The organism is Cellulomonas fimi (assembly GCF_012952065.1).
Taxonomy (GTDB): Bacteria; Actinomycetota; Actinomycetes; order Actinomycetales; family Cellulomonadaceae; genus Pengzhenrongella; species Pengzhenrongella fimi_A.
In genome coordinates this window covers 77657-95339 of the sequence record NZ_JABCJJ010000002.1, presented here as the reverse complement: position 1 = coordinate 95339, position 17683 = coordinate 77657, and the positions used below count along the sequence as shown (strand labels likewise).

Below are 17683 nucleotides of genomic sequence, written 5' to 3'. Positions count from 1 at the left end.
GGGCTGATCCTCCCCCACCCGGGAGGCCTCCGCCAGGCTTTCGGAGCCCGCCGGTCGTGCCGGGCGGGTCCGGCTGCGCCCGGGGCACGGGCACTAGGCTGGCCGCGTGAGCAGCGCAGGGACCCGGGTGTTCGTCGCGCGCCTCGCCGGGACGACCGTCTTCGACCCCCTCGGTGACCAGGTCGGGCGGGTGCGCGACGTCGTCGTGCTCTTCCGGCCCAAGCAGCCCCCCCGGGCGGTGGGCCTCGTGGTGGAGGTGCCCGGGCGCCGGCGCGTCTTCCTGCCGCTCACCCGCGTGACGAGCGTCGACGCCGGCCAGGTCATCTCGACGGGCCTGCTCAACATGCGCCGGTTCGAGCAGCGCGCGACCGAGACGCTCGCCGTGAGCGAGCTGCTCGACCGGACCGTGGAGTTCGTGGACGGCTCGGGCAGCGCCTCGATCGAGGACCTGGCGATGGAGAAGCAGCGCTCGGGCGACTGGCTCGTCACCCAGCTCTTCGTCCGGCGGCACGTGACCGGCAAGGGGGGCCTGCTGCGCCGCCGAGGCGAGACGCTCGTGGTCGACGTCGGGGCGGTCACCGGGCTCGAGCGGGGCGCCGCCACCCAGAGCGCCGCCCTGCTGCTCGCGACGTACGACGACCTCAAGCCGGCCGACCTCGCCGACATGCTGCACGACCTCGGCAGCACCCGGCGGCTCGAGGTGGCCAGCGCGCTCGACGACGAGCGGCTCGCCGACGTCCTCGAGGAGCTCCCCGAGGACGACCAGGTCGCGATCCTCTCCGGGCTCGAGCGGGGTCGCGCCGCCGACGTCCTCGAGGCGATGCAGCCCGACGACGCCGCCGACCTCCTCGGCGAGCTGCCGCAGGCCGAGCAGACCGAGCTCCTCGAGCTCATGCAGCCCGAGGAGGCGCGCGACGTCCGCCGCCTGCTCGCGTACGAGGAGAACACGGCGGGCGGGCTCATGACGACGGAGCCGGTCGTGCTGCCCCCCGAGACCTCGATCGCCGCCGCGCTCGCGCACGTCCGCCGCAAGGACCTCACGCCCGCGCTCGCGTCGATGGTGTTCGTCACCCGCCCGCCGGCGGAGACGCCGACGGGACGCTTCCTCGGCGTCGTGCACCTGCAGCACATGCTGCGCGAGCCCCCGCACGAGTCGATCGGCTCGCTGGTCGACTCCGACATCGACGCGGTGACCGCGGACGCGCCGCTGCTGCAGGTGACGCGGCTGCTCGCGACCTACAACCTGCTGGCGCTGCCGGTGGTCGACGCGGAAAAGCGGCTGCTGGGCGCGGTCAGCGTCGACGACGTGCTCGACCACCTGCTTCCCCAGGACTGGCGCGAGACGGACGACGAGGTGGACGCCGGCGTCGTGCAGGCCGCGGTGACCGGCACGAGCGCCGTGACCAGGCCGAGCACCGTGACCGGCACGAGCACCGTGACGAAGCCGGGGGGGCGCGGTGGCTGAGCGCCTCGACACCCCCAAGGAGACGCGGCGCGGGTGGGTGCCGAGGTTCAAGCGCGACCCCGACGCCGTCGGCCGGGTCGCCGAGGCCTTCGCGCGGTTCATGGGGACCGGCACGTTCCTCGTGTACATGACGCTGTTCGTCATCGTGTGGGTGACGATCAACGTGGTCGGGCTGTGGGGGCTCAAGTGGGACCCCTACCCGTTCATCCTGCTCAACCTCTTCTTCTCGGTGCAGGCCTCCTACGCCGCGCCGCTCATCCTGCTCGCCCAGAACCGGCAGGACGACCGGGACCGCGTCTCGCTCGAGCAGGACCGGCAGCGGGCCGAGCGGAACCTCGCCGACACCGAGTTCCTCGCGCGCGAGATGGCCGCGCTGCGGATCGCCCTCGGTGAGGTCGCGACCCGCGACTTCGTGCGGGGCGAGCTGCGGAACCTGCTCGAGGAGCTGACGCCGGACCCGGACGCGACGGACGACGACGACGGCGCGCGCCGCGAGGCACGTGACCGCCGCGACGAGCGCGCGCGCAGGGACGGCGGCGAGCCGACACCGGCGCCGGTCAGGTCCCGGGGGCGGCGCAGCACCGGGTCCTGACCGACGGCCCGCCCGGGGCCGGCCGCGGATCAGGGGCGCCCGGGGCGCCGGGGTCGCGAACTACCATGGGCGCCATGCCCCCCGTCGTCGACCACGCCGCCCTGACCGCCGCCGTCCGCACCGCGCTCGGCTCCGTCCAGGACCCCGAGATCCGGCGACCCATCACCGAGCTCGGCATGGTGCGCTCGGTCGACGTCGGGTCCGACGGCGCGGGCGGCACCCTGGTCACGGTCGGCCTCGACCTCACGACCGCGGGCTGCCCGCTCAAGGACACGCTCACCCGGGACGTGACGGCCGCGGTCGCCCCGCTCGACGGGGTCGACGCCGTCCAGGTCGCGATGGGCGTGATGAGCGCCGAGCAGCGGGCCGAGCTGCGGTCGATGCTGCGCGGCGGCGTGGCCGAGCCGGTGATCCCGTTCTCGAAGCCGGAGTCGCTGACCCGGGTCTACGCGATCGCGTCGGGCAAGGGCGGTGTCGGCAAGTCGTCGGTCACGGCCAACCTCGCCGCTGCCATGGCGGCGGACGGGCTCCGCGTCGGGGTGCTCGACGCCGACGTCTACGGCTTCTCGATCCCGCGCATGCTGGGCGTCACGCTGCCGCCGACCCGGGTCGACGACATGCTGCTTCCCCCGGTGGCGCACGACATCAAGGTGATCTCGATCGGCATGTTCGTGCCGGCCGGGCAGCCGGTGGTGTGGCGCGGGCCGATGCTGCACCGCGCGCTCCAGCAGTTCCTCGCGGACGTGTTCTGGGGCGACCTCGACGTGCTGCTCCTCGACCTGCCGCCGGGGACGGGAGACATCGCGATCTCGGTCGCCCAGCTGCTCCCGTCGTCGGAGATCGTCGTCGTGACGACGCCGCAGGTGGCCGCCGCCGAGGTCGCCGAGCGGGCCGGGTCGGTCGCGCTGCAGACGCGGCAGCACGTCGTCGGCGTCGTCGAGAACATGTCGTGGCTCGAGCAGCCCGACGGGTCGCGGCTCGAGGTGTTCGGTTCGGGCGGCGGCGCGACCGTCGCGGCGAACCTCTCGCGGCTCACCGGGAGCACCGTGCCGCTGCTCGCGCAGGTGCCGCTCGACGTGTCGCTGCGCGAGGCCGGGGACGCGGGCGAGCCGGTCGTGCTCTCCGCGCCGGACTCGCCGGCCGCCGTCGCGCTGCGCGGCGTCGCCCGCGGCCTGGCGACGCGCTCCCGCGGGCTCGCCGGCAGGCCGCTCGGCCTCTCCCCGGTGGGCCGCTGAGGGCGCCGGCCTCACCGCGAGCGCCGCGTCGATATGGGGAACACTGGGCGAGCCATCGACCGCCCGGAGGAATACATCGTGAACGTGACGCCGCAGTGGCTGCCGGCCTGGGACGACGACGAGGGTGCCCGACGGGCGACGACGCTCTTCCGGGGGCGGTTCGGCACCGAGCCCGACGGCGTGTGGTCCGCCCCCGGGCGCGTCAACCTCATCGGCGAGCACACGGACTACAACGGCGGCCTGTGCCTGCCGATCAACCTGCCGCACCGGACGTACGTCGCCCTGCGGCGCACCGGCGACGGCACCGGGGCCGGCCCGAGCGACGCCGTCGTCCGCCTGACCTCGGCCCAGGAGGCGGACGCCGAGCTGTGGAGCCGGCCGCTCGCCGACGTGGGTCCGGGCACGGTCGACGGCTGGCCGGCGTACGCCGCGGGGGTCGCGTGGTCGCTGGCCGCGGACGGGCACGACGTCGGCGGGTTCGACGCGGCCGTCGACTCGTGCGTGCCATACGGGGCGGGTCTGTCGTCGTCGGCGGCGCTCGAGTGCGCGGTGGCGGTCGCGCTCGACGAGGTCTTCACCCTCGGTCTCGGCGGCGACGACGCCGGGCGCGCGCGGCTGGCCGCGGCGTGCATCCGGGCGGAGAACGAGATCGCGGGCGCACCCACCGGCGGGATGGACCAGTCGTCGTCGCTGCGCGCGCGGGCCGGGCACGCCCTGCTGCTCGACACGCGCGACCACACGACCCGCCACGTCCCGTTCGTCCTCGCCCCGCACGGGCTCGCGCTGCTCGTGGTCGACACCCGAGCGTCGCACCAGCTCGCCGACGGCCAGTACGCCGCGCGCCGGACGGCCTGCGAGGACGCGGCGGCGCAGCTCGGGGTCGCGACGCTGCGCGAGATCGACCCGGCCGGGCTGGACGACGCGCTGGCCCGGCTGGCCGACGGCGCCCTCCCGGCCGACGTGGTCCGTCGCCGGGTGCGTCACGTCGTCACCGAGATCGCGCGGGTCACCGAGCTCGTGGGCCTGCTCGAGTCCGGCCGCATCCGGGACGCGGGACCGGTGCTCGACGCCTCGCACGCCTCGCTCCGCGACGACTACGAGGTGAGCAGCGGCGAGCTCGACCTCGTCGTCGACAGCGCGCGGGCCGCCGGTGCGCTCGGCGCCCGCATGACGGGCGGCGGGTTCGGCGGGTCCGCGATCGCGCTCGTCGAGGTGGACCAGGTCGATGCCGTCGCGGGCGCCGTCGCGGAGGCGTTCGGCCTCCAGCGGCTCACGGCCCCCGCGTTCCTGGTCGCGCTCGCCTCGGCGCCCGCGGGACGGACCCGGTAGCGGATCGGGTCATCCGGCCGAGAAGCCGACGCGTCCGCCGCCCGGCCGAGGGTGGGCGTGCCGCGTCGCGCCATTACCACACCGTCGTGCGACACGCGCGTCGAGGTGTTCCGCTACTACGCGATCCGTAGTAGCGTCCGACCATCTCAGCGGGGGGCTCGTCGCATCCCACCGCGCCGCAGCGACCGAGGAGCGCGCAGTGGGCGTCACCCGCAGGATCGTCTTCCCCGTCATCCGCATCATCCTGTGGGCCGTCATCGCGCTCGCGCTGGTCAAGATCGCGTTCTCCGGCTCGTCGGTCGCGGGCGGGTCCGACCCGCTCCAGCCGACCGGGCAGGTGGTCCAGCCGACCGTCGCGGTGCAGACGGGGTCGATCACCAACACCGTGACCGTGCAGGGGTCCGTGGTCGCCGATCCCGCGGTCACCACGAAGGCGACCATGGCGGGCACGGTGTCCAAGCTGCTCGCCACGCAGGGGCAGGTCGTCGAGGTGGGCACCCCGCTGCTCGAGATCACGCTCGAGACCCCGGTCGAGCCCACGGTGACGACCGACCGCGAGACGGGTGAGCAGACCGTCCGCGAGAACAAGCCGCGGATCAAGCGTGAGACGGTCACCGCGCCCGTCGCGGGAACCCTGACCCTGGCCGTCCTCAAGGACCAGACCGTGTCCGTGGGCGACCCGGTCGGCTCGGTCTCCCCCGGCACGCTGTCGGTGAGCGGCACCCTGACGCCCGACCAGCAGTACCGGCTGGTAGGTGCGCCGGGCGAGGCCGAGGTGACGCTGCGCGGCGGCCCGGCCCCGTTCACGTGCACCGGGCTGCGGATCGGGGCCGCGCCTGCGGACAGCACCGGCCCCCAGGGAGAGGTCGACCCGATGACGGGGCAGCCGGTCGCGAGCGCGTCCGGCGTCGTGACGTGCGCCGTCCCCGCCGGGGTCACGGCGTTCGCCGGGCTCGGGGCCGACCTGGCGATCACCAACGGGTTCGCGGAGGGGGCGCTCGTCGTCCCCGTGACCGCGGTCCAGGGATCGGTGCAGGCGGGCAACGTCTGGGTGGTCACGGCTGACGGCACGCAGGAGGAGCGCCGCGTGGGCCTCGGCCTCACGGACGGCGAGGTCGTGCAGGTCACCGAGGGCCTGGCCGAGGGTGACGAGGTGCTGCAGTTCATCCCGGTGGGCGACGTCGTCGACCCCGCGATGGGCGACGGCGGCCAGATGTTCGGGATGGGCGGCTGATGGCCCTCCTCGAGCTCACCGGCGTCACGCGCTCGGTCCGGCTCCCCGACGACCGGGTCCTCGAGATCCTCCGGGGCGTGACGCTGTCGGTCGACGCGGGCGAGCACGTCTCGGTGGTCGGCCGCTCCGGGACCGGCAAGTCGACGCTGCTCAACATCCTCGGGCTGCTCGACAGCCCTACCTCCGGCGAGTACGTGCTCGACGGGACCCCGATCGGGCGTCTGTCGCCCCGCGCCCGTGCCCGACGCCGTGGCGACGACTTCGGGTTCGTCTTCCAGCAGTTCAACCTGCTGCCCGGGCGCACCGCGCTCGAGAACGTCGCCGCTCCCCTGATGTACGCGCGGGGACGGGCGTTCTGGGCACGGTTCCGCATCGCCGCGGACATCCTCGACCGGGTGGGGCTCGGGGACCGGCTCGACACCATGCCCGAGAAGCTCTCGGGTGGCGAGCAGCAGCGGGTGGCGATCGCGCGGGCCCTCGTCCGCCGCCCGCGCGTGATCCTCGCCGACGAGCCGACGGGTGCGCTGGACGTGGACACCGGCGGCGAGGTGATGTCCCTGCTCGACGAGATCGCGTCGGACACCGGCGCGGCGCTGATCGCCATCACGCACGACCTCGCCGTCGCCGCGCGCGCCCAGCGGCACTACCGCCTGGCCGACGGCACGCTCCACCCCATCACGCTCGGCGCTCCGGGGCAGGTCACCGAGTGGGTGGGCGACCGGCCCGTCTCGAGCCCGCAGCACGCTGTCCCCTCCACGTTCACGTCGACGTCCACGCCGACGCAGGCACCGGCATGACCGGCGTCGTCGGCGCGGTCGTCGAGGCCTGGGACGAGCTGCGCATCCACAAGGTCCGCGTGCTGCTCGCGCTCATCGGCGTCGCCGTCGCCGTCACGGCGATCACCGGCATCACCGCGGCCGCGCAGATGATGAACCAGGTCTTCACGGAGCAGGCTGAGCGCTTCGGCGGTCGCGCGACGACCCTCATGGTCAGCGCCTGGCCGACGGGATCGACCACGCCCTCGCCGGAAACCTACGACGCGGAGTTCACCCGGGTGGTCGAGCGGTACGGCATCGAGTACGCGAGCCGGGAGCTGTTCACGCAGCTGATCTTCCGGTTCCCGACGGGCGCCCAGCAGGTCCAGGCGCAGGTCGTCGACGTGGACTACGGCGCGATGCGTCGCATCCAGCCCGTGCAGGGGTCGTGGTTCGTACCGAGCGACGTCGACCGGTTCGCGCCCGCCCTCGTTGTCAACGAGACGTTCCTCGCGCAGCTCGGGGTCGAGGAGCTCGGCGCCCCTGTGACCGTCGTGCTCGGCGGCGACGACCCCGTGCGGAGCACCGTCGTCGGCGTCCTGAAGAACTCCTGGGCCGAGGAGGGGCCGACGGTGATGATGCTCTCCGAGCACTTCGCCCGCTGGGCGACGCCCGACCCGATGTGGGGTCCGGTGGTGCCCTCGCTGAGCCTGTGGGTACCGCCCGAGCTGGCGGACGAGCTCACCGGTCTGGTCCGGCGTGACCTGCAGGCGGCGTTGCCCGGTACGCGGGCGGAGGTCTACCAGCAGGGCGAGGGCTTCGACGTGCTCGAGGGTGGGGTGCGCTGGGTCATCACGGGGATCGGCGGGGTCGCGCTCCTGCTCGGCGGGCTCGGGCTCGTCAACATCTCGCTCGTCACGGTGCGGTACCGCATCCGGGAGATCGGCATCCGGCGCAGCTTCGGCGCGACGTCGGCGCGGGTCTTCTTCGGCGTGCTGATGGAGTCCGTCGTGGCGACCGCGGTCGCCGGGGCCGTCGGGGTCATGCTCGCGATCGTCGTCATCAAGAACATCCCGATCGAGCAGATCTTCGGGACACCGCTGGACGACGTGCCGCCGTTCCCGACGTCCGCCGCGGTGGTCGGGATGGTGAGCGCGACGGCGGTCGGGGCGCTGGCCGGCCTGATCCCCGCGATCGTCGCGGTGCGCGTCAAGGTGATCGACGCGATCCGCTACTGACGGGCCTGGTCTCTCAGAGGTCGTAGGTGACGACGAGAGGCGCGTGGTCGCTCCAGCGCTCGGCGTACGACGGCGCGCGGTCGACCTCCGCCGTGCGCGCGAGGTCGGCGAGCGCGGGCGTCGCGAGCTGGTAGTCGATCCGCCAGCCGGCGTCGTTGTCGTACGACTTCCCGCGCCAGGACCACCACGTGTACGGGCCGGGACCCTCGCCGCCGAGCCGGCGGCCGAGGTCGCACCAGCCGAGCTCGTCGAACCAGCGGTCGAGGTACGCGCGCTCCTCGGGCAGGAAGCCGGCCGCCTTCAGGTTGCCCTTCCAGTTCTTCAGGTCGACGTTGCGGTGGGCGATGTTGAGGTCACCGGCGACGACGACGTACCCGCCCTGTGCCGCGAGCTCGCCCAGGCGCGTGGTGACCAGGTCGAGGAACGCGAACTTCTCGTCCATCGACGGGGTACCGACCGTGCCCGAGTGGAGGTACGTCGAGACGACGGTCAGCGTGCCGCCCGCGGGCAGCTCGAGGTCTGCCTCGACCCACCGCCCGGTGTTGGTCGGGACGTCCTTGCCGAGCCCGATGCGGATCGCGCTCATGGGCAGCCGCGAGGCGATGCCGACGCCGGCCCGGCCCTTGAGCTCGGACTCCTCGTGCGCCAGGTCCCAGCCGCTCGGCAGGAACACGCTCAGCACCTCGTCGGGCGCGCGCACCTCCTGGAGGAGCAGGACGTCCGGCTTGCGATCGTCGATCCACCCGTCCATGCCCCGTCGGAAAGCGGCGCGGATCCCGTTCACGTTGGCGGTGGCGATCGTCAGCACGTGCTCCATCCTCCCCCACCGCACCGACACGCGCGGCCGCCGCGGCTCCCCCTGCTCAGGACCGGCGCGCACGGCTGAGCCCCGGGGTGCGGGCCCCGGGGCTCAGCTCGTCAGGCGATCACGCCGTCAGCGCTGCCAGGGCCACTTCCGGACCGTGAGCGTCGCCGAGTCCGAGGAGGGCGCGGTGGTGTCGTCACCCAGGTAGGTGACCGTCACCGTGTGCTTCCCGGGCGAGAGGTTGCCCGGCACTCGCACCAGGGCGAGCCCGAAGCGCAGCTCCCGCGTCTCGACCACCGTGCCGTCGACCGCGACCTCGACCGTGCCGTCGGCCCGGCCCCCGCCGGCGCGGACGTTGACGAGCGCCAGAGCGCCCAGCCCGGGGAACGTGGTCGACGGCGCCAGCTTCAGGTCCACGGTGGAGGCGATGCCCTCGACGGTCAGCTCGACCGGGTCCGAGGTGCTCGGCCCCGCGTCGTCCGTCCCGAGGAACGAGGCCACCACCTGGTACGTCCCGACCGCGAGGTCGTCCGGCAGCGTGGTCGTCGCGACCCCGTCCACCAGCGCCACCGTCACGCTCGACCCGTTCCAGGTGAACTCGACCTCGCCGGACGCCGCACCCGTCACCGTGGCCGTCGCGGTGACCGCGGTGCCGTAGGTGACCGTCGTCGCCGAGAGGGCGAGCGCGGTCGTCGTCTGCTGGACCGACTCCGTGACCGTGAACGGCAGCTCGACCCTCGTGCCCGACGGCGCAGCGACCAGGACGAGAGTGGCGGCGCCGACCGCGTCGGCCGGGACCGTGACGGTGACCGTCGCTGCACCGTTCGCGACCGGGATGGTCACCGGAGGCGCCGCGCTGCCCTCCCACGTCGCTGTCAGCTCGGTGTTGGCCGGGCTGCCGAGCGACGTCAGGTCGAGCTTGGCCACACCGAAGGTGAGCTCCTGCCCTGCCTCGACCTCGGCCGGGTAACCGGTGACCTGCACGGAACGGCGCGCGAAGTCCGGGCTCACCGGGCTGTTCTGCGCCAGGTACTCGATCCAGGCGTCGCGGTCGACGAGACCCGAGTCGCGCGTGTCGGTGCCGTCCTGGAAGACCCAGAAGTTGTCCCCGCCCTGGAGCAGGAAGCTCGGACCGCCGATGCGGTAGCCCACGGCCGGGTCGATGGGTGCGCCGTCCACCGTGATGCTGGTGATCCGGTCACCCTCCGGACGAGACGGGTCGTACGTGTACGACACGTTGTCCGAGAGGCCGAGCTGGAGGTACGCCCGCGTGGGGACGTTCCCGTTCACGTCGCGCTGCCACTGCTGCTCGAGCAGCACCTTGAACTGTGCCCCCGTCAGGGTCGTGGTCCAGAGGTTGTTGACGAACGGCAGGACTCCGTTCGCCTCGGCGTAGGTCACGACGCCGTCGGGAGCATAGAACAGGTCCCCGCGCAGACCACCCGGGTTCGTCACGCCGATCTGCGCGCCGCCCCGGGCCGGGTCGGCGAGCGAGTCCCGCAGCGAGTTGGCCACGAGGGTCCCGAGAGTCGACTCCGACGACCGGTCGTCACGCGTGCCACCCGCGTAGGTGTTCCCGGGACCGGTGTACGCGCCGCCTGCGAAGGCCGTCGTGATGTCGGCCGTCACCGAGGCGACCGGCTGGTTGCCCACCTCCGCCGCGTCTGCGAGCGCCGCGTCGACGATGGACTTGACCTCCGCGACCCGCGGGTACGTGGCGGCCAGCGTCGCGTCGTCGACCGTCGTGCGGTCGACGGTGCGCTGGGTGTGCGACAGCACGTCGCCCGTCGACTGGTCGACCGTGAGGACGGCCTGGCCGACGTTCTCGCCGTACTGACCCGTCTGAACGACCGGACGGGTCGCGTTCGGCTCGCCCGGGACGGGTGCCGACCACGCGTACTCCTGGTGCGTGTGGCCCGTGAAGATGGCGTCGACCTCGGGCGACGTCTCGTTGACGATCTCCGCGAAGGTGCCGCCCCGGGCGAGGGCCTCCTCGATCGTCATGCCGGGCGTGACCGCTGCGGCGCCCTCGTGGTACTCCGCCACGAGCACGTCCGCCTCGCCGTTGGTCACGTCGCCGTCGGTCAGCGCAGCGGCCACCCGGTTCACGGCCGCGACCGGGTCACCGAACTCGAGGCCTTCGATCCCGGCCGGGAGCACCAGCGACGGCGTCTCCTCGGTGACGGCCCCGATGACCCCGACGGTCACGCCGTCGATGTCGAACAGCGCGTACTCCGGGAGCACGGGGTCGGTGGTCCCCGCCGCGTACACGTTCGCCCCGAGGTACGCCCACTCCGCGTTCGTGCCGTCCGCGATCACGCGGTCCGTCAGGTCCGCGAGGCCGGCATCGAACTCGTGGTTGCCGACCGCGGAGGCGTCGAGGTCGAGCGCGTTGAGCACGTCGATCGTGGGCTGGTCCGCCGCGATCGCGGAGGCGAACGTCGAGGCGCCGATCAGGTCCCCGGCCCCGAGGAGCAGCGTGCTGAGCTCGCCACCCTCGGCGCGCAGCTGCTCGACCGTCCCGGCGAACTTCACCGTGTTGGCGTCGATCCGGCCGTGGAAGTCGTTGATGTTGAGCAGGTTGATCGCCACCGTGTCGTTCGCCGCGAGACCGACGACCACCGGGTCGTGGTCGGACGACCGGTACGGGTCGGGCGCGTAGAAGATCGTGCCCGTCGCGTTGTACCGGCTGTACTCGAGCCCGAGCGCCTCGCCGCCGTTGATCTCCCAGATGTCCGCGCCCGTCGAGCGGGCGAGGAAGCCCTCGTTGAGCAGCACGTGGTCGAGCGAACCCGACATCCCCTGGAAGCTGTACGAGTACTCACCCGGGACCCCGAGCGCCGTGGCGGCGTCGGTGTACCCCGCGTCGTAGAGCACCTGGAGCGGGTCCTCCTGCGTGTAGGAGTTGAAGTCGCCCACGAGCGCCACGTCCGTGATCGGCTCGCTGTAGTCGTCGAGCACGGTGGGGACCCAGTCGCGCAGAGCGGTGGCCTGCGCGACGCGCGACGCGTTGGCGTTGCCCTGGCCGTCGCCCTGGTCGGTGTCACCCGGGAGCGGGCCCGGCGAGCCCTTGGACTTGAGGTGGTTCACGGCGACGAAGAACGGCTCGCCGCCGTCGGCAGGGGCGAACGCCTGGCCGATCGGCTCGCGGGCGTTGACGAACGGCTCACCGGTCCCGCTCAGCTCGCCGAGCGCGCGGGGGTCGCCGACCCGCTCGACCGCGGCCGGCTGGTAGATGATCGCGTTGGTGATGACGTCCTGCTCCGACGGGTCGGGCAGCTCGGTCGACGAGGGCACGTAGGCCCACGTCTCGGAGCCGGCCGCGGCGTTGAGCGCGTCGACCAGCGTGGCGAGCGCCTCGTCGGCCGCGTCGGCGCCGTCGACCACCGCCGAGTTCTCGATCTCCATGAGCCCGACGACGTCGGCGTCCAGGGCGTTGATCGCCGCGACGATCTTGGCCTCCTGACGCTCGAGCTGAGCCGCGTCCCACGCACCGCGCGGGCCGTTCTCGGTCTCGCACTCGTCGACCGTGGTCCCGTTGCCCTCACGGTCCACGAACGGGACGCAGCCCGGGACGTCGACGCCGAGCGTCGTGAAGTAGTTGAGGACGTTGAACGCGGCGACCGTGAGGTCGGCCGCGCCGAGCGCCTCGGCGTCGGGCGCCGGGGTCCGGGTGTTCTTGAAGGTCACGGTCTCGTTGCCGGGCGTGACCTGTGAGGTCGGGCTGAGCTTCCAGACGTTGTTCCGGTAGTCGACGATGAGCGGCGTGGTGAACGTCGCCGGCGCACCGACGCGGACCGGGTTCGTGAGGGAGACGTACGGCGGCGTCTGGCCGCCGCCCGAGCTCGTGAAGTTGGTCGAGGCGCCGTCGTCGAGGGTCACGCGGCGAGCCGCGTTGTCGGCGGCGACGGCGGCGACGGCGGCCGCGTCCTGCGGGTCCGCGACCTCGGTCGGCTGGATCAGCGGGGTGTCCCCGAACGCGAGGCCGACCTCACCGAACTGGTGCGTGGCGAACGTGTTGGTGACGGTGTAGGTACCGACCGGCGCGAACAGCATCGACTCGAGCTTCTCGCGGTCCGCGTCCGTGGTCGGCCACGGGACGGAGACCGGATCCACCGGCTCGGCCTGGTCGCTCAGGACCTCGTAGCCGGTCGCGTCGGGGACGACGACCTGCGTGAGCCCGTTGAACTCCGCGACCGTGCCGGTCACGCGGACGCGGTCGCCGATCGCGACCGTGGGGGCGCCGCCCCTCTGCTGGTAGACGAACAGGGCGTCGGAGCCGGTGCGCGTCGACAGGTCCGTCTCGCCGCCCGTGCCCGGGGTCTGGATGACGAAGCCGAAGAAGCCGCCGGTCGGGTAGGCCGCGGTGACGACGCCCTCGGTGATGACGGGGGTGTCGACGACCGGGCTCACCGCGCCCGTGCCCTGGATCTCGGCGATGGTGAGCGGCGTCGGATCACCTGGCTGCTCGGGCTCGGCGCCCGGCGTCGGCGTGCCCGCGGTGAAGTCGGCCGCGTTGTCGGCGGTGTTGACGAAGCCTGTGCGCGCGACCGAGGCAGTGTTCGACGCCCCGACCGCCGGCCCCGCGCCGGCGTAGTCGTTGGCCGTTCCGTAGCCGACGAAGTCGACCACGGACGCGTCGGCGGAGCAGTCGACGCCGCAGCCGGCGAGCCGGGCGCCGCTCGAGACGAGCGCGACCTTCCCGGCCGTGCCGCCCATCGCGAGGGAGCCGACGACGTCGGGCGCCGGAAGGTCCTCGGACCCGCCCGTGCCGGCCGCCTGCTGCACCAGGTAGTGGTCACCGGCAGCGATCGAGCCGGTGAGGGGCGTCGTCGTCCAGGAGGTCCCCGCCGCGGACGCGTACTGCACGGTCCACCCGGACACGTCGACCGCCGTGTCACCGGTGTTGTACAGCTCGATGAAGTCGTTCCTGAACGTGGCGCCGGAATTCCCTCCGCCGCCGTAGACCTCGTTGATGATCACCTGGCTCGTGGGCGACGGTGCCGCCCCTGCCGGTCCCACCCCCGCGAAGCCCACCGCGACAGCAGTGAGGGCAGCCGCCGTGACGGCGCCTGCCCTCTGTGCCAGACCCGTCACTCCGTGCATGCGTCGCTCCCGTGTCCGCGACGAGAGATGTCCGCCGCGTGTCGATGTGGCCGGTACGTCCGAGAGTGACAACTTCATGCCTGTCTCACGTCGCGGTCAACCCCTGGAACGGGGCATGTCTACCCGAACCCCCCGACACCGATGAGCCACGCGGGTGAACACCGGGTGAATTCGTCGACCGATCGCTCGAACGGGTGATGCCCGCGGCGCAGCGGGGAACGCCGGCGAGCGTCAGACCTGCGCGCGCTCGGCCGCCTCGACGACGTTCGCGAGCAGCATCGCCCGCGTCATCGGCCCGACCCCGCCGGGGTTCGGCGACAGCCAGCCCGCGACCTCCGCGACGCCCGGGTGCACGTCCCCGGCGAGACGTGTCCTCCCGGTCTCGTCGTCGACCACCCGGGTCACCCCGACGTCGAGCACGATCGCGCCCGGCCGCACGTGCTCGGGTCGGATGATCCCCGGGACACCGGCCGCGGCCACGATCACGTCCGCCTCGCGGGTGTGCGCGGCGAGCTCCCGCGTGCCGGTGTGCGTCAGCGTGACCGTCGCGTTGAGCTCGCGGCGCGTGAGGAGCAGGCCGATGCTCCGCCCCACTGTCGTCCCGCGCCCGACGACGACGACGTGGGTCCCTGCCAGGTCGATCCCGTGCCGCTCGACCAGCTCGATGATCCCGCGCGGCGTGCACGGCAGCGGCGAGTCGATCGGGCCGTCGACCCGCAGGACCAGGCGGCCGAGGTTGGTCGGGTGCAGGCCGTCGGCGTCCTTGGCGGGATCCACGAGCTCGAGCACGCGGTTCGTGTCGATCCCCTTCGGCAGCGGCAGCTGCACGATGTAGCCGGTGCATGCGGGGTCGTGGTTGAGCCGGTCGACCGCAACCTCGATCTCGGCCTGGGTCGCCGTGGCGGGCAGGTCCGCGCGGATCGAGGCGATGCCGACCTCGGCGCAGTCCTTGTGCTTGCCGCCGACGTACGCGCGGCTGCCGGGGTCGTCACCGACGAGGACCGTGCCGAGCCCCGGCACGACCCCGCGGGCCGCGAGCGCGGCGACGCGCTCGGCGAGCTCGGACTTGATCGCTCGTGCGGTCGCCGTGCCGTCGAGCACCTGGGCGCGTCGCGCCGGGCCCGACCCGGCGGCGTCGGCCCCGGCGGCGTCCGCCCCGGCGGCGTCCTCCGAGCCGGCTCTCGGTCCGGTCACTGCTGCAGGCCCGGGTAGAGCGGGAAGTCACCGGCCAGCTTCGCCACGCGCCCGCGCAGCTGCTCGAGGTCGGCGCCCTGCCCGGCGACCAGTGCCGTCGCGATGATGTCGGCGACCTCGGTGAACTCGGCGTCGCCGAACCCGCGGGTCGCGAGCGCGGGCGTGCCGATGCGCAGGCCCGACGTGACGCGCGGGGGGCGCGGGTCGAACGGGACGGCGTTGCGGTTCACGGTGATGCCGGCGTCGTGCAGGAGGTCCTCCGCCTGCTGGCCGTCGAGAGCGGAGGCGCGCAGGTCGACGAGCACGAGGTGCACGTCGGTGCCGCCCGTCAGCACCGAGACCCCGGCCCCGGCGACGTCGGGTGCCGAGAGCCGGTCCGCGATGATCCGCGCGCCGTCGACCGTGCGCTGCTGGCGCGCCCGGAACTCCTCGCCCGCCGCGATCTTGAACGAGACCGCCTTGGCCGCGATGACGTGCATGAGCGGGCCGCCCTGCTGGCCCGGGAACACGGCGGAGTCGATCTTCTTCGCCAGCTCCTCGCGCGACAGGATGAAGCCCGACCGCGGCCCGCCGAGCGTCTTGTGCACGGTCGACGAGACGACGTCGGAGTGCGGCACCGGGCTCGGGTGCAGGCCCGCGGCGACGAGCCCCGCGAAGTGCGCCATGTCGACCCAGAGCTTGGCGCCCACCTCGTCGGCGATCGAGCGGAACGCCTCGAAGTCGAGGTGCCGCGGGTAGGCGGACCAGCCGCCGATGATGACGTCGGGGCGCTCCGCGAGCGCCTTCTCGCGGACCCTGTCCATGTCGACGCGGAAGGTCTCGGGGTCGACCTCGTACGCCGCGACCTCGTAGAGCTTGCCCGAGAAGTTGATCTTCATGCCGTGCGTCAGGTGCCCGCCGTGGGCCAGCGACAGGCCCATGATCTTGTCGCCCGCGTTGATGAGCGCGTGCAGCACGGCCGCGTTCGCCGTCGCGCCCGAGTGCGGCTGGACGTTCGCGTGCTCCGCGCCGAACAGCTCCTTGGCGCGCGCGATCGCGAGGGTCTCCGCGATGTCGACCTGCTCGCAACCGCCGTAGTAGCGCTTGCCCGGGTACCCCTCGGCGTACTTGTTCGTGAGCACGGAGCCCTGCGCCTGGAGCACGGCGCGCGGGACGAAGTTCTCGCTCGCGATCATCTCGAGGGTGTCGCGCTGGCGGTCCAGCTCGCCCTCGAGCACCGCGGCGATCTCGGGGTCGACGTCGGCCAGGGCCTGGTTCATGACGTGGTCGTTCTGGGAGCTCATGGTTCTCCTCGCGCGTCAGCAGTGTCGAGCAGGTCCCGTGCGGTCCGGGCCCGCGATGGTGGTGGTGACCATGGGTGTGGTGACCCGGGGCCCAGGCGTACGACCCGTAGTCTGCTGCTGCGTCGCTCCCCGGTGGTGACCCACCTGCGTTGCGCCAGTCGCGACGCGCACAGCGTAGCAACCGCCGGTGGCCGTCGAGGCAGTCGGTGACGTCCGGGAGGAGCCTCGCATGACGTCGTCCCGCTCGCCAGGCCCGGCGGGTCGGACCGGCCGCACCGCCGGCCCGTGCGCCTTCGACGCCCTCACCGTCGACGACCTTCGTCGCCAGGGCAGCCTCAAGTGGACGCTCTTCCCCGACGCGCTCGGGGCCTTCATCGCGGAGATGGACTTCGGCACCGCCCCCGTGGTCGCGCAGGCGCTGCACCGTGCGGTGGACCAGGGGCTGGTCGGCTACCTGCCGCCCGCTCTCGCCGCCGACATGGCCCGCGCCTACGCCGACTGGTCGACCGTGCACCACAACCGGACCGTGCTGCCCGAGCGGGTCCGCCCGCTCAGCGACGTGCTCGCGGGACTCGAGGCGGCCGTCACCCACTTCTCGCGGCCGGGCAGCCCCGTGATCCTGCCGACGCCGGCCTACATGCCGTTCCTCACGCTGCCCGCGGCGCTCGGGCGCGAGCTGATCCAGGTGCCGATGGCGCTCGACGACGGGCGGTACACGTACGACCTCGACGCCCTCGACGCCGCCTTCCGCGCAGGCGGCCACCTGCTCGTGCTGTGCAACCCGCACAACCCGATCGGCCGCGTCCTCGAGCCGACCGAGCTCGCCGCGGTCGCCGAGGTGGTCGAGCGGCACGGGGGCCGGGTCTTCTCGGACGAGATCCACGCGCCGCTCGTCATGCCCGGTCACCGCCACACCCCGTACGCCGCGCTCTCCCCCGCGACCGCCGCGCACACCGTCACGGCGACCTCGGCGTCGAAGGCGTGGAACCTGCCCGGCCTCAAGTGCGCGCAGCTCGTGCTCTCGAACGACGCCGACGCCGAGCACTGGGAGCGCGTCGGGCAGCTCGCCGAGCACGGGGCCTCGACCTTGGGCGTGGTCGCGAACATCGCGGCGTACACCGCGGGCGACCCCTGGCTCGCCGACGTCGTCGAGCACGTCGACAGGAACCGGCGCCATCTCGCCGACGCGCTGCGCACCCGCCTGCCAGGCGTCGGGTACGTGCCGCCCGAGGGGACGTACCTCGCGTGGCTGGACTGCCGGGGGCTCGCCCTGGGCGAGCGCCCGGCGGACTTCTTCCTCGAGCACGCCGGGGTCGCACTCACGGACGGCTCGGCGTGCGGGCGAGCGGGAGAGGGCTTCGTGCGGTTGACCCTCGCGACCCCGCGCCCGGTGCTCGACGAGATCGTGGACAGGATGGCCCGCGCGGTCGACGCGCGTTGAGGCGTC

General features: G+C 73.3%; 12 protein-coding genes and 1 riboswitch. Of the genes, 8 read left to right on the top strand and 4 right to left on the bottom strand.

The window, feature by feature from the left end; genetic code table 11:
- Window positions 1-106 precede the first annotated feature (106 nt).
- From HIR71_RS01960 to HIR71_RS01930, 7 genes are all read left to right on the top strand, one after another.
- Window positions 107-1465 (top strand): magnesium transporter MgtE N-terminal domain-containing protein, encoded by a 1359-nt coding sequence (locus tag HIR71_RS01960; protein WP_169322934.1) that lies wholly within the window; start codon window positions 107-109, stop codon window positions 1463-1465.
- Window positions 1458-2057 (top strand): DUF1003 domain-containing protein, encoded by a 600-nt coding sequence (locus HIR71_RS01955; protein ID WP_169322933.1) that lies wholly within the window; start codon window positions 1458-1460, stop codon window positions 2055-2057. The genes HIR71_RS01960 and HIR71_RS01955 overlap by 8 nt, the downstream gene beginning before the upstream one ends.
- A gap of 74 nt (window positions 2058-2131) precedes the next feature.
- Window positions 2132-3292 (top strand): P-loop NTPase, encoded by a 1161-nt coding sequence (locus HIR71_RS01950; RefSeq protein WP_211373671.1) that lies wholly within the window; start codon window positions 2132-2134, stop codon window positions 3290-3292.
- Window positions 3293-3325: 33 nt separating this feature from the next.
- Window positions 3326-4621, top strand: coding sequence for a galactokinase (gene galK / locus HIR71_RS01945; protein ID WP_169322931.1), 1296 nt, complete (start codon window positions 3326-3328; stop codon window positions 4619-4621).
- Between the two features lie 199 nt (window positions 4622-4820).
- The gene (locus HIR71_RS01940) at window positions 4821-5855 is read left to right on the top strand and encodes an efflux RND transporter periplasmic adaptor subunit (RefSeq protein ID WP_169322930.1); all 1035 of its coding nucleotides are present in this window, start codon (window positions 4821-4823) and stop codon (window positions 5853-5855) included.
- Complete coding sequence (locus HIR71_RS01935; protein ID WP_169322929.1) at window positions 5855-6652, top strand: ABC transporter ATP-binding protein; 798 nt, start codon at window positions 5855-5857, stop codon at window positions 6650-6652. Before HIR71_RS01940 ends, HIR71_RS01935 begins: the two co-directional genes overlap by 1 nt.
- Complete coding sequence (locus HIR71_RS01930) at window positions 6649-7848, top strand: ABC transporter permease (RefSeq protein WP_169322928.1); 1200 nt, start codon at window positions 6649-6651, stop codon at window positions 7846-7848. Before HIR71_RS01935 ends, HIR71_RS01930 begins: the two co-directional genes overlap by 4 nt.
- Before the next feature lie 13 nt (window positions 7849-7861).
- Here the strand turns inward: HIR71_RS01930 and HIR71_RS01925 are convergent, their stop codons facing one another.
- The 4 genes from HIR71_RS01925 to glyA form a co-directional block, all read right to left on the bottom strand.
- Window positions 7862-8665 (bottom strand): exodeoxyribonuclease III, encoded by an 804-nt coding sequence (locus HIR71_RS01925; protein ID WP_169322927.1) that lies wholly within the window; start codon window positions 8663-8665, stop codon window positions 7862-7864.
- A 117-nt stretch (window positions 8666-8782) separates the two neighbouring features.
- Window positions 8783-13759 (bottom strand): ExeM/NucH family extracellular endonuclease, encoded by a 4977-nt coding sequence (locus HIR71_RS01920; protein ID WP_169322926.1) that lies wholly within the window; start codon window positions 13757-13759, stop codon window positions 8783-8785.
- Between the two features lie 231 nt (window positions 13760-13990).
- On the bottom strand, window positions 13991-14860 hold the full coding sequence (locus tag HIR71_RS01915; RefSeq protein ID WP_311836045.1) for a bifunctional methylenetetrahydrofolate dehydrogenase/methenyltetrahydrofolate cyclohydrolase: 870 nt from the start codon (window positions 14858-14860) through the stop codon (window positions 13991-13993).
- An 89-nt stretch (window positions 14861-14949) separates the two neighbouring features.
- Window positions 14950-16236 (bottom strand): serine hydroxymethyltransferase, encoded by a 1287-nt coding sequence (glyA, locus tag HIR71_RS01910; RefSeq protein WP_169322924.1) that lies wholly within the window; start codon window positions 16234-16236, stop codon window positions 14950-14952.
- A gap of 82 nt (window positions 16237-16318) precedes the next feature.
- Window positions 16319-16408, bottom strand: a riboswitch (ZMP/ZTP riboswitch).
- Between the two features lie 57 nt (window positions 16409-16465).
- Here glyA and HIR71_RS01905 point away from each other — a divergent pair.
- The gene (locus HIR71_RS01905; protein WP_169322923.1) at window positions 16466-17677 is read left to right on the top strand and encodes a MalY/PatB family protein; all 1212 of its coding nucleotides are present in this window, start codon (window positions 16466-16468) and stop codon (window positions 17675-17677) included.
- Window positions 17678-17683 lie beyond the last annotated feature (6 nt).